Origin of the sequence: Paenibacillus sp. Y5S-9 (genome assembly GCF_036894235.1) — a bacterium.
Lineage (GTDB): Bacteria > Bacillota > Bacilli > Paenibacillales > Paenibacillaceae > Paenibacillus.
Genome location: NZ_CP145887.1, coordinates 3,035,307 through 3,052,460, shown reverse-complemented (window position 1 = coordinate 3,052,460; position 17,154 = coordinate 3,035,307). Strand labels below are relative to the sequence as shown.

The following is a 17,154-nucleotide window of genomic DNA, read 5'->3' as shown; positions in this document are numbered from 1 at the left end:
ACATTAAGCGGTTCTTGATGGACGATCTTCGGATTCCCATATAACCAAAGAGAGTACCTATCCACTGAATAATGCAGTGAAAGGTACTCTCTGATCGTTCTTGATTAACTTATCTGCGACGCGCAAAATCCACAAATCTGAACTTGTCCGGTCGATGCCTCGATTCCGTATACTGAAATTGACTGGCATCCTCCAGGTACACTTGGCTCCTCACCACAACCACATTATGGAACCCTTCAAGATCAAGCAGTTCCCTGTCCTCAGCGGTGGGTTCTTCCACCAAAATCTCTTTTTTGGCAAACGAAATGGAAAGCCCCAGCTCTTGCTCAATGTACTCATAGATGGAATCATTACAGATCTCTTTACTGAGCCCAGGAACAAGCCGCTGGCTAATGTAATCTTTGTCCAGTATGACATGCTCTCCATCCACTTTGCGCACACGTCTGATCGCCCAGACCTGTTCATTCAGACCAAAGTTAATATTCTTATGCAACGCCTGATCCACTTGTTGCTCCTCGAAAACCTTCACATACGTTTGAGCGCGATGTCCCATTTTTTTGGCTAATTCCTTGAAGCTAACTAGACCTGAGATGGGAAAATCGATCTTGCGTATGTCCAGTACAATCGAGCCCTTGCCTTGGATCTTCTGAATGTAACCTTCTTCGTACAACATTTTCAATGCTTTGCGAATAGTCTCTCGAGACGTTTGATAACTTTCCGATAGATCCAGTTCCGATTGAAGCAGCGTCCCTGCCTCAATCTCTCCGGTCCGAATACGATCTGCAATATCTTCATATATCCGGATAAATTTATTATTCATTATTCATCACCATTGTTCATTACCCTTTTTTTATCATATTGGCAACCATTATAGCATTAAAAACCAATCAAGCGGTAATGTCGTTACTAGCGATGCTTGCAGTATCACATGTAAGAATCAATTCAATTTAGATATGACGATCAAACGCTGACGCTTTCTTCACTTGATCTGTACGGTTCTCATCCATGACTTGAATCAGCTTATTTAAGCGGAAGATCAGCGCTGCAGCTTCGGATCTGCTCAAATGCTGCATGGGACGGAAGCTGCCATCTTCATATCCGGTAATCATGTACAAACCCGCAAGTTCCTGCACTTCTTCTTGGGCCCAATATGATACATCAGTCTGGTCGGTAAACGCTCTTGGGGAAGTAAGCGGTTCCGGTCTGATTTTACGAACAACATTTGCTATAATCTTAGATGCCTGTTCACGTGTTACCAGTGCATACGGAGCGAATTTGCCGTTCCCCATCCCTTGAACCATCTCATGATGAACGGCTGCCTTAATCTCAGGAGCGAACCAATCATCATCGTTTACATCCTGAAATCCATGGTGTTCATTAACCATTGTGTCCACCCCCATCAAACGCACGATCAATGCGGTGAACTCTGCACGCGTGATCGGACGGCGTGGTTCGAAGCGAGTTTCACTTACACCTTGAATGATATTTTGTTCCGCCAGCCAGGTGATCTGGTCTTTATTGAATGTTTGGCTGATATCAATAAATTTGATATTTTTTTTCGCAGGTAACTCAGGTTGCTCATCAGAAGGTTCAGGTTGTGGACTCACCTCATCGGCTTTTACCGAAGTACCTGCTGGATTTGAAGCTGTACCACTACCGCTCCAAGCGGATGGTGGATACGGAAAAGTCATGGCTGCGGCCCGTTTGCTTTCACTTTTCTCACCTGCTGAATTCTCCGTCCATACTTCCACCTCATAATGCTGCTCGGCATTCAGCCCTGACCATACATGACTACGCTCGGTGCCACGATAGATCTCACGATCTTTATGGGTGATCACAATCACCTCATTCATTGAATCCAGTTCCCAAGTTAGCTTAATCGTATTCGTACCTTGCGCTATGGCTGCTACTGTCAGTTCCTCGGAAGGCAACGTCTCGAATTCCGGAACCTGGAGTGACTCACCCTCCCCTGCCTCATTAAATGGAATGATTGCAAAGTCAGTATAACGCTCTGCACTGATTAATTCAGACACATGTATGGATGTCTCCGTTGTTGTTCCCACAAGCTCTTCATTTCGATAGATTCGATAACCCGCAGCACCGGGAATCAGTTCCCATACGATGTCTGCACCATACATGGAACGTCCCTCTACTACAGGAGGTGAAGCAGCACTACCGGGCAAAGTCATTGCATGAAGGTAATAACCACCATCACTACTGCCCGACGCATTCATGGTCTTCACTGTATAGGTATAGTTCACGCCCGGTTCAAGTCCCTTGTCGTCATAGAACAGTTCATCTGCAGGAACACGAGCAACCTCCACACCGTCACGCTCAATGATGAACTGCTCGGCACCTTCGACCCGGCTCTGTTCCAATATAAGACGAATGTGGTCCTTCGCCGAATGATACTCCACTTTGACCGGAGCTGCTGGCTTGGTCAGGACAGAATACATGAGCTTCTCCGATGTATCTCCCTGATCATTCTCTGTGTAGATTTGAATCGGGTACTGCTTACCTGCATCCAGTTGATCAATAATAAACTCTTTTTGTTTGCCTCGGTATACTTCTGTACCATCCAGCAATACAACAAATGTTTCGTTCCCAAATGGGAAGTCCCATTCCAGTTTGGCGTGATCTGTCTCGGGGTATATCTTCATTTCCAGTGAATCCACATGAGGCAAGGTGTAAAAAGGAGTCACGGTCATTGGGCTTCCTGAACCAGCCGTATTATAAGGAATAATCTGTACCTGATCATATCGGGTTGCACTCTCCAAATGAGTTAATTTCACCTCTGTGATATCCCCTTCTTCTATAGTGGTGAACATCTGATCTCCGATACGTATGGTATATCCCTCCGCACCTTGCACCTTTGGCCAAGAGATCAATCCCCCCTTTTCTCCAATCTTGCTTGCATGTAAAGGTTCATGAATGGTCGCTGGCAACGTTCGTAAGTGAACTTCGAAACCGGAATCACTCTCCCCCGTTGCATTGGATGTTTTGATGGTATACGTGTAATGCTCTCCTGGTGTCAGTCCATGATCTTCAAATGAAGTTTGATCTGCTGGAACCTTAGCGACTTCAACACCATCCCGCATAATGATGAATTGCTCTGCTCCCCGTGTGGAGCTTCCAGTCAGGTCCAGTACCGCAGTCTGATCTGTGATGTGGGTTATACCTGCCGTCTGAGGTGATATGGGTTTCGTTAAAACTTGAATCTGAATAGACTCTGACCGATGACCATCTACATTAATCGCAACGAGTTCGAATTCATACGCTGTGCCATCCAGCATGCTATTGAGATGTACAGACGGTTCAGACACACTCTGTACATCTCCCGTTACCCGATTGCGAATCTCATATGCAACAGCTCCCTGAACAACATCCCAAGCCAGATCCACCTGATGTGTTCCTGCTTTCACTGTGATATCTTCTGCAACCAATGGCAAAGTTTGAGTCATTATACCGAAAGTAAGCGGCGCACTCGTTCCACTCGCATTGACTGCCCGAATCACATAAGTATATTTCGTTCCTGGCGACAGATGCTTGTCTACGAATTGGGTTTCACTTGAATCCATCTGAGCGATCTCTCTTCCATCCCGTTCAATGACATAATGATCTGCCCCTTGGACACCAGTGTTACTGAAATCCAGACCTAGGCTGTTTTTTGCCACATCATATACTGGAACCTTATCGGGTTTCTGAGGCAAAGTAAGCAGGGATACTTCCGTCGCTTCAGAACGAGTCTCCTGTCTGTTGATCGCCCATAGTTGATAGTGATGCCACGTCCCATCCTGGAGCCCTGTAATCGTTGCTTCATTCTCCATTCCTCTATAGATCTCCTTACCATTCTGCTCAATCACATATTCAGCGGCACCTTCCACGAGAGACCAGGAAACTTTTGCATGATGTACTCCTGGATCAACAAGTACTTCGGCAGGAGAAACAGGTTTGGACAATCGGATGAGCTGCGCTGTCTCACCTGGACCAGAAGCATTCGTAGCCTGAACTTGCAAAGCGTACTCTGTACCTGGCAATAATCCCTCAACCTTGTAGGCCTGTTCTGATGTTCTGCCCACTTCTGTTCCATTGATTTTCACAATATAGAGATTCGCCGTATCTACAGCTTGCCATGCAAGTCCCATACTTGTCTCATCAGTCGATGTGACATTTAGTCCTTCCGGCCTGCTAGGTAGCGTAAGAATTGTACTACTGGTGGATGCACCGTACCCGGCAGCATTGCCCGCCTGTACTTCATAGGTATACTCACGACTGTTTGACAGATGGTGAACTGCGAGTTGTGTATCTGATATCTCATGGCTCTGTCCATCGATGACCACCCGATATTTCGTTGCCCCAACGACAGGCTCCCAGCTCAAGATTGCTCCCTGTTCAGTTACTTGAACAACGTGAAGTCCCGACGGGCTCTCCGGTAGTGTTGTTCCTGATACCAAACTGCGTATCCCCTGTCCACTTCCATTCACTGCTTGTACATCCAGTTGATAAGATGTTCCTGAACTCAGTCCCGCAAAGACCCATTCTTGGGTTCCAGCAGAAACCGTTCCCGACTTCTCTCCATTCAACCATAACTCATAACGATCGGCTCCTCGTACTGCTTCCCAATTCAGACGAAGGCTCGCTGTGGAAGCATCGGATACCTGTAAGCCGGACACTTGCCCAGGTAAAGTCTTGAGCAAAGGTAATCCTGCCAACGGCCCTGGTCCTGTCTCATTTCCGGCAATTAACGTATAGCTGTACTCCGTTCCGCTATCCAGACCCGAGTCCAGATACTCCGTCTGCTCTCCTTCATATATGGCTGTTCCATCACGTGAAAGACCATAATACGTTGCAGAAGTCACTGTCTGCCATTCTAATGAAATATCATGCTCCTGAATTTGAACGGCCATAAACTCACCGGGCATTGCCGGCAGTGTGAGGAATCCGGTCCTACTGCTACCACCTGCTCCACTTTCATTCATTGCCGTAACCGAAATGTTATGAATGGTACCTGGAACGAGGTTGCTGACGTAGGGAAGGCTACTCGGATCAGATACCGTCTGGTCAAACACGGTGACACCGTCCGCAGTTGCAGCAATGATGCGGTAAGCATCTGCTCCCTGTACTGAATCAAATTGAATTTCGGCCAAATGCGGCTGGGAATCTACTTTTCGAACATGCAACGTTTCGGGAGCTGCCGGGATCGTTAATACTTGAGCGCTTACTGCATCACTTACACCGGTATGGTTCCTCACTCTAACTTCATATTCATAGACTTGACCACCGCTTAGAGAGTGATCGATTATACTGTGGTTAGGGTAGTCCAGTGTCCATGACTGTCCTGTCGTTTTATTCGTTATCTCATACTGATATCCATTGGTATACCTTTCCCCTGTTGGCAAATCCACTGTAAGTTCAGCTGATGTCTCAGCGATCTTTGTCATTCTCACATGACTCGGTTGCTCTGGCTTGCGTTGAATATGGTAAGGTGATGATGTTGTCTCATATGTATTCCCTGCTCTGTCCATGGTTTTCGCATGGATGTACCATATGCCTTCCGATTCGATGGATATTCTATGCTCGTCAGAGCGAGCTTCAAGCCAATGCTCCGGTAATTCTGCACTGTTCGTAACTTGATAGAATCGTTCCAGTTCCTCAATGCCTGAGTGGGCATCTGCATACTGGATGGTAGTGGATATGTCCGTGTCCGTCCAGCCATGTCCGTTTGGTGCAAATGTAATCGTTGGAGCCATCTGATCCACATAGGCGATTCGACTGACTTCCTTGCTCACATTACCAACGGCATCCCTTGCTCGCGCCAGAATGGTGGTAGCGCCGTTTGTACTAACTGTACCTGTATTTCCTGTCATATACGGGGCATCATTCATGCTGTATTCATAGAATATCGCTCGTTCATCCACACTACCAGTGATCGTGAATTGCACATGTTCTTTACTCCATCCAGAAGAACTCAAACGAATTACCGGCTCGGTTGGAGCAGTCGTGTCGATTCGAACCGTAGCCTGAGCGGGCGTGCTTACATTGCCCACACGGTCAAGTGAGCGTGCATATACGATCGTTTCTCCCTCATCGGTAACCGTCACTTCGCCCGTGTAATCGATCCAGGGACCTTCTTTGTTAAGTCGATATTGACTCTTGGCAAGCCCACTGCCCGTATCTTCACCACTGTTTATTGCAAAAGTTACATCCTGATTCGTCCAATCCTCTTCACTTAGCGTAATCGTTGGTTGCTCAGGCCCAGTCTTGTCGATTCTGGCTGTTGCCGAAGTGGAAGCACTGACATTGGACGCCCGATCGACACTTCGTGCATAAATCTCCGTTATTCCTTCTTTACTGAGTGTAAAAGGGGTCCTGTAGTCGATCCATTCTCCCTCACTTCCCAGCTTATACTGTGTCAGACCAATGCCACTTGCTTCGTCGATACCCTCCGTTAATGTCACAATTACTGCCGCTTTTGTCCATTCGGGCGGATTCAACGAGATAACAGGTGGTGTTGGTGCCGTCCGATCTACCCTGGCTGTCACAGCCGTTTCTTGTCCCGTATTACCAAACGCATCAATACTGCGTGCCATAACAGTTGTGTTGCCTTCGCTGTTTACGGTAAACGGAGCATTGTATTCACGCCATTCTCCTGCAGGACCGACTTTAACTTCAGTCTTTTGAGTTCCGCTCAATGCATCTTTTCCCTCTTCAACCGTAACTAGAACATCTTCCTTGGTCCATGAGGATGGAGTGACTGTAACAGACGGAGCAGTTGGACCCGTCGTATCTTTCATCATCTCTCCAGAGGATATAAATGGGGTCTGTATCCCTTCTCCATTCAGTGCCGCCACAAATACTTCATATTTTCCGTCCGCGAGTCCGGTCAGGGCAAACGCTGTACGTGTGGAAGTTGTTGTTCCCGTTGCGAGTACTTGCCCACTTGGACTGCGTATTTCCGTTTTGTAATGGGTGCCTGCAGGATTTCTATTATTACTCCAACTCGCTGTAACGGAGTTTCCTGATTGGTTCACAGCCGCAGCAGCGGGTGGATTGGCCAATGTATATTTGGTGGATGGACTAGAGTACCCCGTGAAGGAACCACTTGAATTTTTGGCACGTACAGCAAAAGAATAACTGGTATTCGGAGTGAACCCATTCACCTGCCGACTGTTTGATGTACCTGTATCCACGATCTGATTCGTCGTCATATTCTTCAGCTCATACGTAACGGATGCATCATTCGCCTTCTTATCCCAATTCACCATCATGTTATTAGAATTAACCAATGTATATGTCGGCGTTCCGGGCACAACAAAACTTCTTACCGTAAAGTTAACGGTGCCTGCTGAGGACACCCCACCTTTGTCATCCATGACCCATACTTGCAACGTGTGTGTACCATCTGGCAGGGTGTCAGGCAATGTGTAATTGGTGTTGAAAGACTGATTAGAACCCGTTGCGGTCATCTGGGTCAGAATGTTCTCGGACCCACCATCTATGGACCATTTCACGGTCAACAGATCGCCTACATCCGTATCTCGCGTTGTACCAGAGATCTGAAGTTGCTCGCCTTTGTAATAGGTTTGACCCGAAGAGGGTGCTGTTAAGGTAAATGAAGGTGGAGCATTTTTGGGACCAATCCCCACAATGGTTGAAAATTTACGTGAAGCCAGATTCGCTGTTGTCTTGGCGTCCCACCAAAATTGTGCAGCTGTATCACTCGCCGTAACGGTCTGGCCTGGAGTGAACGCTGAAGGTGAAGACCCTCCTGTGAGTTGGGCGCTGTCTGGACTGCTGTACTGGCCCATATATATGCGATCTGCATTCACAACATTGTACGTATTGGCATAAAAAGCCGTGACCTGAACACCGCCGCTGTAATTGCGCCATCCATTCTCGATGACTTCAAACGGAGATGCATCATTGCCATTCACCATCGTATCCCAATAAAATGTTCCACCCAAATTCAGTGCCGTTCCGCTACGGTTGATAGCTTCCAGTTCAACCTTCATGTACCCACCTTGTGAGGTAGCATTAACGATAGATACACGCAAAATATATTCCACATTGTCCTTTTGCCGGGACATTTCAATCACATTATTGTTAATTCGGTAATAATTCAGCGGCAATGTTTTGAAGTTCACGGGAGATCCGTTATGGTCGATAATGGTGGATACATTCCCTGTATCGCCACCGTAAAATACATTTGTGTTTGGTAGTAATACAATTCTGTATTTACCGTCACTGTTCATCTCCACTTTCACCTTGGAAGACTGTACCGCCTTCATGCTGGACGTATCGGATACAATCCCGATTGTTTCAACCGTTTCAGCCATTATCGTGGCTGCACCCCATTCAAGCAACAGGGCTTGAGGTGATAATAACGCAAATGCCAGTACCACCTTGGTTAACTGTTCGGCTTGTTTCTTCACACGTTTTCCTGATTTCTTCAACGTCTACTCTCCTTTTTGGCACACAAAAAAAGGAGGCACCCCAACAAAGGAACGATATCCTAAGTTGGGGTGCCTCCCCTAACAAGTGTTATTTTTTCTTGATTATAACGATTAAGCGCATGAATGTAAACACTTGATCATGAACGCCTTACTTCTCATTTCTCATCTCTGATCTTTAATAACGCTTCGTCCAGTGCACCAACGACCTTGTCACACCATACATCAAATTCCGGATCTTCGGTCTGTAATTCAGGATGCGCCAGAATGTGCTCAATCGTACGTCGAATGCCCTGATCAGCTCTTGTCGTTGCTACAAATTCCGGAACAAGCCGTTTCAGCTTACTGTTATCAAACACAACGGTATTGGCTTTGTCCCCAAGCAAACCGCCGCGAAGATCCTGATCACTGCATGCTGCCAAGAACTCGGAGGGTACATGTACCGCATGAAGCTTAACGCCCAACACGCCGGCTATAATCTCATGAATCTGATTCCAAGTGACGGATTCGTCCGAGGTGATATGTACCGATTCACCAATGGCATGGATATTACCCATAAGCCCGATAAACCCTTTGGCAAAATCAGTATTGTGCGTAATGGTCCACAGTGAGGTACCATCTCCATGGATGATAACGGGTTTGCCTTCACGTATACGCTTGAGAACCTGCCAGCTGCCTTGAGCACCATGAACACCGAGAGGTACCGATTTGTCGCCATACGTATGGCTCGGACGCACGATGGTCACAGGGAATCCGTGCTCGCGATATTGTTTCATCAGATAGTCTTCACAGGCAATCTTGTTGCGAGAATACTCCCAGTATGGATTTGATAAGGGCGTACCTTCCGTGATCCGGTAATCAGCCAGGGGAGTCTGATACGCTGATGCTGAACTTATAAATATAAATTGCTTTGTTTTATCCTTGAACAAACGGTAATCTCTCTCCAGTTGAGACGGTACAAAAGCGATAAAATCTGCCACAACATCAAATTCCAGATCAGCTATCAGTTCCGCTACACGTGGCTCGTCATTAATATCCGCTTGAAGTACGTTGACTTCCTTAGGTAAGTCATGGTTATGATTGCCACGATTAATCAAATACAGTTCACAGCCTTGCTGTGCAAGCATCTCGGTAATGGCCGTACTGATGGTGCCTGTCCCTCCAATAAATAGCGCTTTCATTTTCGCCACCTCCTGATCGATTTTACCCACTTTCTCATGATATCACGCACCAAAAAAAGGAGCAAAGCTCGGTGACCCGAAACCATGCTCCTTCTGCTTATACGACCTTAATCGTTGCGTATATCATATACATACCGCAGTGAATCTCGTATTCTCCCTTGGGCAGATCTTTGTCGACCGTATAATAATTAGGTCCCTTTTGCATGTATAGATCCATGCCAAGCTTTTGTGATCCGACTGATTTGACATGTGTCACCGAGCGGGTCAGAATAAAGTTGATTTTAGTCGGTACGCCAGCTTTCACCTCGATAACGTCTGGTCCAAAACCATCGTTACTTACGTCCACATCAATGACTTCATATCCCTTCAAATCCTCCGCTGTCTCAGCTTGTGCAGTTACAGCACTTCCTGATCCGGGGGATAAGTCTTTGCCCATAAAATAAACCAAAAATGATCCAAGCAGTACAACAACGGTCAGGCCCAGCGTTAACCAAGGCCATGTTTTTCCAAACCAGCTTTTCATATAAACACTCCTCATTCGATGTCCCATCAATATTCAATCAACAGACGGATGTATTCTTTAAGCATACCTGATTCGCATGACAATGAAAATGACCCCTCTGGGCTATTGCGGTTGAGCCATATAAATTGAACTAGTGAATATTTACACTGGACACTCCGATGACAGAACAACCTTCCGATCGCTGTTATCCCCAGATTTTTTGATTTCCTTTTCAAAGGGTAAAATCCGGGAATAAAGGCGCACGCTTCGCTTCCTCAGGTTATTTCTGTCCTCTCCGTTTCGTGTAAATGTTTAGTTGAATTTATCTAGAATATTTCATTAAAAAAAGCCTGATTTCTCAGGCTTTACTACGGTTATTCCCGTTAAGGCTTCCCAATATCCCTTTTCGTATAACTCAGGAATAGATCGGTTTACTGCGACTGCGACTTCGTCTCATGCGTAATTTATACAACTCTGGCAGGGCTACACCAATGAGCACAATGATAACCCCGAACCATTGCAATCCGCTGACATGCTCATGGAGCACGATTGAGGATAACAATACTGCAATTGGAAGCTCCACTGCACCCAATATTCCGGCCATGTCACCACCAATATGCGGAACGCCGATAGCGAACAATACTGGTGGAATGAAGGCCCCGAAGAATCCAAGCAGCAATCCAAATACAAGCAACTGGCTCCAGATCAATCCGTTAAAGAGGAATGTCGGCGGGAACAAAATGCACAGGAGGATCAATCCGCCTGTAACCATCCACGCACTGCGGAAGGCTGGATGCGCTGAAGGAACCGCTTTACCGCTGAACAAGACAAACAGGGAATAACTTACGGCTGCCATTAGTCCAAGAGCAATACCCAGACCGTTGAACTCACCCAATCCTTGTTCCAGGAAACCCGCTGCCAGCAAGGTTCCACCAAACAGAATGATCAACGTCAGGAACGTGACTTTGTCTGGACGTTGACGTTTGCTAATTGCCTGAATCAATACGCTAATCCATGTGAACTGGAACAACAGGATTATGGCAAGTGAAGCCGGGATATAACGTAAAGACTGATAATACACGAGACCTGTAATTACCGTTGGTGTTCCGGCAGCCATCAATAACAGACGTTGTTTCCACGTCAAGCGTTTGAATACCTGTGCCACAGCTCCTGATGCTTTGCCATTTGCCTGTGACTTGCGTTTGGTTCTAAATCTTGTGTATAGCGCCAGCATCCAGGATAGAAGAAAACCCGTGATCAACTGTGTTCCCACAACCTCACCAAGTTTATATCCTTCGCCGTACGCCAGAACCACAATTGTGGATAATATGCCATAGCTCATCGCTCCCGCGAGAACGGACAGATAATATTTCATTGTGAATAAACCTCCTGATGATAAGAAAAATACGCCCGCATGTTGGTTCATGCCAAGGTCACAGACACCATCTAAATGCAAAAAATCCTAACTACGAGCAAGGAATACATTGATTCCTTGGCATCGTAGTTAGGAAGTATAGGCTTCCCGTAGAGACCCTCGCCCTGTGTACACTTTCGGCCTGCGAGGTTATACGAAATGATATATGCAATTTGATGTAATTCGTGTGTGACGACTTTTCATATATTACATGGGAGGTGAGATGGTGTCAACCCTATTCCGTATAAAAAGTTGAACTAAATTATTACACCGAGTCGCTTCAATTGCTGTACCATTCTTCACACACTATAATTACGCAAAAACGTCATGTCCGATTGGAGCCTGAAGAGTCCCACTCCAATGTTTGCTGTAAACCTGCCTTCAAACCATCCAGATCCAGCCCATCCACGGCAAAAGCCTCACGGATCAAAGGCGGCGCGACAAATTCATCATACTTGCCCAGATAAGGCGCTTCATCTTCAGCCAGTAACGCAGATGCGTCTTCAGCCGTTCGACACTCACTCATGATCTCGGCTAACAATGTTCGTTCGTCGACCTTGCCGGACACTACAAAATAATATGGCTCCATGGGCACAACCGAACGCAAGGCAAGTTTCTTGGACAGATTATGCTTCATCAGGCGCTCTAATGTACGGAATGATTTACTTCCCACCCAAGGAAGAACGTACATCGAATCTCCCCCTGCCGGAATCACGACTTGCTTCAACAGTCCGCTTTCACGAGCTAGGCGGCGCGCCCGTTCAAGTCGATTGACGGCTTGTGGTGACAGATAGGGATAGATGGTCGAGTCGGACAACACTTCACGCATTTTCTGTACTACCGACGTATGAATATCTCCTCCCGCTCCAAGCCATAACGTATCTACCTTACCTTTTGCAGACTTCACATACACAGCCTTGTGCTTGTGATCGACCTCTTCCACTTTCCACAGTTTTCCTGCGAGCGAGAAGCAATAGCCAGGTGGGGGCACGGTTGTAATTGAACCAATCTCTTCTGAGCCGTTTAATACTTTATGTTCCTCATCGTCTTTAAACACGGCGTAGAAGCGATAATTATTCACAATTTTCTCACCTGTCAGACCGATGATCAATGTTCGATCCTCTGTCCATTGCAGATGATCCGTCTCAATGAGGTAATTCAGGAATACCTGATATTGATCAGGTCTGATCAACGCAAATGGGGCCAGCGAAAGGATGGCTTCAGCAAGATCTCTCGGCTCCGCCTCCCCCATACTTTTCAACATGCTCATCGTCTGATGATAGAGCACACCTATGGGCATTTTGCGGGCTTCAAGCGGCTCGACCCACTTCGTTTTTACATACAGTTCAATGACAGCAATCGCACGCATCAACGTCCACGGCATACGTGCTGGCAATTGCGCTTCCTCGTCCTCTTCCTCCGGACATACAAAAAGCATCTCCGAAGCCATGTCCTCTCGTCTCCCTGAACGTCCCAGACGCTGTACAAAGCTGGACGCACTATACGGTGCACCGAGCTGAACCACACGTTCCAGTTCGCCCAGATCGATGCCCAGTTCAAGCGTGACCGTTGCCGCAGCAACTGCGGGCCCCGACCCAGTGCGTAGGGCAGCTTCCGTCTCTTCCCTCAGCATGGCCGAGATACTTCCATGATGCACATGGAACACATCACGCTCTTGCCTGCGAGCCGCGACTCGCCGCATCTCAAGAATGGTGACTTCAGCATCCGTTCGGCTGTTGGTGAAGATCAGCGCCTTTTTACGATGTGTGCTCTCATAGATGAAGTCGTAGTAGGCTTTACGTGCGTTATGAAGCTGCTCCGCCTGCTCCTCGTCCTGTGCATCTGGAAAAGAGAAATGTTCCACCCGCAGTCGCAGCTTGCGGCCCCCCGGTGAAGAGACCACATCCACCCCCTGCTGCGTTCCGGCAGCAAGCCAAGATGTAGCCGCATCATAGTCACTAAGTGTAGCGGACAAGCCCACTCTTCGCGGTGCGCAGCCAGCCATACGCTCGATTCTGGCAAGTTCGCTGAGTACTTGAATGCCCCGATCCGCTCCCATGAAAGCATGCACCTCATCGATGATGACATATCGCAAGTCATGAAACAGCGCCGGGATTGCATTCGGTCGATTCATGAGCAGACCTTCCAGCGATTCTGGCGTTATCTGGAGCACACCGGACGGATTTTTCATCAGTTTTGTTTTCTCCGCCTGAGGTACGTCCCCGTGCCAATGCCAAACCGGAATATTTCCTTCGGATAACAGATCCTTAAGACGTTCGAATTGATCGTTAATCAGGGCTTTCAGAGGTCCAATGTACAAAATGCCAACCGATTTGGAAGGCCGTTCATACAGCTCGGTCAATGCAGGAAAAAAAGCCGCCTCCGTCTTGCCGGAGGCTGTTCCCGCCGCAATCAGCATATGATGCGGGGTATGAAAACAGATATTGCAGGCCTCAATCTGGGCAGGACGAAGCGATTCCCATCTTTTTTTATATATAAATTCCTGAACAAACGGCGCCAGCCGATAGAACGGATTATCACTCATAATTCAAACTCCGCCAGAAAGTCGTCCAGATCATCTGTATTTGCGGAAGCATCTGCCCCTTTACCCGTTTCCTGAGGTTTGGCAACCCGCTCGCCAAGTAATTGAGTATAAGTCACTTCAGGATTCTGGTGTAACGTATGCAGAACATCCATAAAGTCTCGTACCACTTCACGCGTGGTCAGCAATTCATCCGCACCCAGCCGGTTCACCGCCGTTTGCATAAAATCAACCAATTGTTCATCCGTCAGACTTGCGCTGTATCCAAAATGCAGGGCATGAATCTGCCGCAGCTTCTGAAGTAAAATCAGAATCTCTTCATGCGATAACATCGCCAGCTTCAGGATCGGACCTGTGTAATTCGCATATGCTTTGGCTGCATAACGACCATCAATAAGCCTGGAGCGAAGCGCTTCATAGCTGTATAATCCGCGCCGTTCATCCTCCACAAATTGCGGTGTACCTCCTACAAATATGCCCAGGTGCTCTGCCTTGCCCTGCATCGTATCATTGAACATGGTCAGCAATTTCTCATAGTTGCTTTGGCGGGAGACACTGTTTGTAATTTTGTACAGATTCACCGCTTCATCAATGAACAACAGCAATCCTTTGTAGCCAATGCGCGCTGTGAATTCAGACCACAATTTGAAGTAGTCATACCAGTTATCATCGTCAATAATGACCCCAACAGCGAGTTCTTTTTTCGCTTCCGTTTTGGTTGCAAATTCTCCTCGAAGCCAGCGAAGGGCCGCCTGTTTGCGATCATCATCAGCCAGCTTATACCCGTTCCAGTACGACGCCAGTACTTTGGCAAAATCAAAGCCGTGAACCAGATTCTGCATCTCCCCCGTCACCGCATAGATCTGCTTCTCTACTTCCAGCGGCAGAGCGGGATCATCCGGGCGCAGGTTCTGACTCTTCATCGTGGACTGTTGCAACCCTGCGATCCATTTTTGCAAAATCGGCTCCAACGCTCCCCCATCCGGGCGTGTGCGTGTAGACAGACGAGTCATCAGTTCGCGATATGTCGCAAGTCCCTGCCCTTTGGTTCCCACCAGTCGACGCTCAGGTGACAGATCCGCATCCGCAACAACGAAGTCACGATCCATCGCATAGTTACGAATCATTTGCAAAAGAAAGCTTTTACCGCTGCCGTAACGACCCGTAATGAGTTTAAACGCTGCGCCTCCCTCGGCGATATTATCCATATCCCGCAAGATGGCTTCCACTTCCGGTTTCCGACCAACAGCAATCTGCTCCAGTCCTATGCGCGGGACAACACCAGCTGTCAATGAATTTACAAGCGCGGTGGTCAGCCGCTTTGGTATTTTAAGTTCTGTCACTGCGTATCACCTCTTCACATGTTCGAACACATCTATATAATCAGGAACAATCCGATCACCATCAATCAGAAGATCACCGATCGTTTCCATAGCCACATCATTAATTTCATCCAGCAGAAGCGTAGGCATCGTTCCATATTGCTCAGCCAGACGCATCAGCTCCGTATCTGGACTTGCGCCAAGTAGGACATGAATCGTTTGCACCTGCTGAGGGGAGAGTTCATTGGCAAAGAGCAGCCATTCTTCATCCAGATCAGCCTCAGCAGACTCGTCCCACTGCAACTCAATCGATTCTACTTCCGCTCCTGTTGCAATCTCTACTGCAGATGGCTCCGACTCCATGGAACCTTCAGTTGGAGTGATCTCATTCCTTGCTTCCAGTACATCGAATGGATTACTTGTAACATTTGCGTTGTTATCCTCTTCATCCTTCACTTCAGATGAGTGATCATCCTCAATTGTAAGCGCCAATCGCACGTACTCACTTTCCTGCTGTAAAGATGCCAATTTCTCTGTATCGATACGAATCATCGGTTGTTCCACAGACTCCGCCTGCTCGATCGCATATGCTTTGTCCAGGTAACGTTCAATCAGATTTGCAAGTTCGGGTTCAAGAGTCTGTCCTCGCAATCTGCCTCTGAATCCGAGCAGTTCACGAAGTTTATTTTCAGTACATCGATAGATCCGCGTAACCATCTGCACAAATTCAGCATGTTCACCTATGGGCATATATCTGAACGATACCGATCTTCCATAGATCGAATCATCATAGACTGCTTTGCGAAACAGAATGCGCTCCATCGTGCGTTCATCGTTAGGATCACACTCAGGCAACAGTCCAACTTGTCGCGTACGTTCCAGGTACGAATCAACCAAGGCCATGACCCGCGGGATGTACTGCTCCATCACTTCTTTGCCGCCATCTCTGTAGAATTTACTGAGCGTAATATCGTAATCATAGTATCTTTGCAGCATATTCAGCGATATATCCGATACATTATCCTGTAAAATACGTTGCAGTTCCCTATCCAGCATCTCAGCTGGCAGGTATCCGCCCGAAAAGACCATGACCTCGGATAAGGACATCTCCATCTGATGGACCAGCACATAATCGACCATCCACTCTTGCATATATATATTTAATTGGGGCAACCGTTCACGGTAGTTCACCCATAGCTGCTTCAATTGATCATAACCATCCTGAGGATTCTGCCAGCCAATGCCGTTAATTAACTCGTAGATATGAACAAATAGATAGGACAGATCGGTATCCGGGTATCTCCCCTGACGTACTTCCTTCCTCCAAAACATATACCACTTGCGCTGGGCTTCGTTCATCACGCCGTACGTTGGCCAGTAACTCATAAAGGGAACCCACGGGGATACATCCCCCTCCATATCTGCCCACTGCTTTGCTTCCTCTACAAAACGTTTCTCTGAGGACAATATGCCTCCACGATGCTGCATTGTATCATGTGCAGACTGCACAATGGTTGAACGATCGGGAACCGGAACTGCTGCTGTTTCAGGTTCTTCACTCAGATTTATCTCCATAAATTCCAATTGTCTTGAGTTGTCTTTCATAGAACGTTATCTCACCCTCCTCCAAGACAGAATACGAACAAGTGTATCCATAGGGATCATTATATCACTTGTCCTGTGTCTGCGGTGACGAAATTTAGACATTCCTGGAGACAAAAAAGAAGGCATTTCTGCCCTCTT

General features: G+C 47.3%; 8 protein-coding genes and 1 riboswitch. All 8 genes read right to left on the bottom strand.

Annotation, left to right across the window (positions count from 1 at the left end; translation table 11 throughout):
* Positions 1–109 precede the first annotated feature (109 nt).
* The 8 genes from treR to V6669_RS13630 all read right to left on the bottom strand — a co-directional run bounded on the left by treR (position 110) and on the right by V6669_RS13630 (position 17,016).
* Positions 110–820, bottom strand: a complete 711-nt coding sequence (treR, locus tag V6669_RS13665; protein WP_091031114.1) for a trehalose operon repressor — start codon at positions 818–820, stop codon at positions 110–112.
* Positions 821–947: 127 nt separating this feature from the next.
* Positions 948–8,453 (bottom strand): fibronectin type III domain-containing protein, encoded by a 7,506-nt coding sequence (locus V6669_RS13660; RefSeq protein ID WP_338594359.1) that lies wholly within the window; start codon positions 8,451–8,453, stop codon positions 948–950.
* 155 nt (positions 8,454–8,608) lie between these two features.
* Positions 8,609–9,631, bottom strand: coding sequence for an SDR family oxidoreductase (locus tag V6669_RS13655; protein ID WP_338594358.1), 1,023 nt, complete (start codon positions 9,629–9,631; stop codon positions 8,609–8,611).
* A gap of 97 nt (positions 9,632–9,728) precedes the next feature.
* Entirely contained in the window at positions 9,729–10,154 is a 426-nt protein-coding gene (locus V6669_RS13650) for a cupredoxin domain-containing protein (RefSeq protein WP_165980157.1), read from the bottom strand.
* Positions 10,155–10,548: 394 nt separating this feature from the next.
* Complete coding sequence (locus tag V6669_RS13645) at positions 10,549–11,508, bottom strand: DMT family transporter (RefSeq protein ID WP_264933780.1); 960 nt, start codon at positions 11,506–11,508, stop codon at positions 10,549–10,551.
* A gap of 106 nt (positions 11,509–11,614) precedes the next feature.
* A riboswitch (purine riboswitch) is annotated at positions 11,615–11,725 on the bottom strand.
* A gap of 147 nt (positions 11,726–11,872) precedes the next feature.
* Positions 11,873–14,092, bottom strand: a complete 2,220-nt coding sequence (locus V6669_RS13640) for a DEAD/DEAH box helicase (RefSeq protein WP_338594352.1) — start codon at positions 14,090–14,092, stop codon at positions 11,873–11,875.
* Entirely contained in the window at positions 14,089–15,432 is a 1,344-nt protein-coding gene (locus V6669_RS13635) for an ATP-binding protein (RefSeq protein ID WP_338594351.1), read from the bottom strand. The genes V6669_RS13640 and V6669_RS13635 overlap by 4 nt, the downstream gene beginning before the upstream one ends.
* A 6-nt stretch (positions 15,433–15,438) precedes the next feature.
* Complete coding sequence (locus V6669_RS13630; protein ID WP_338594349.1) at positions 15,439–17,016, bottom strand: TerB N-terminal domain-containing protein; 1,578 nt, start codon at positions 17,014–17,016, stop codon at positions 15,439–15,441.
* Positions 17,017–17,154 lie beyond the last annotated feature (138 nt).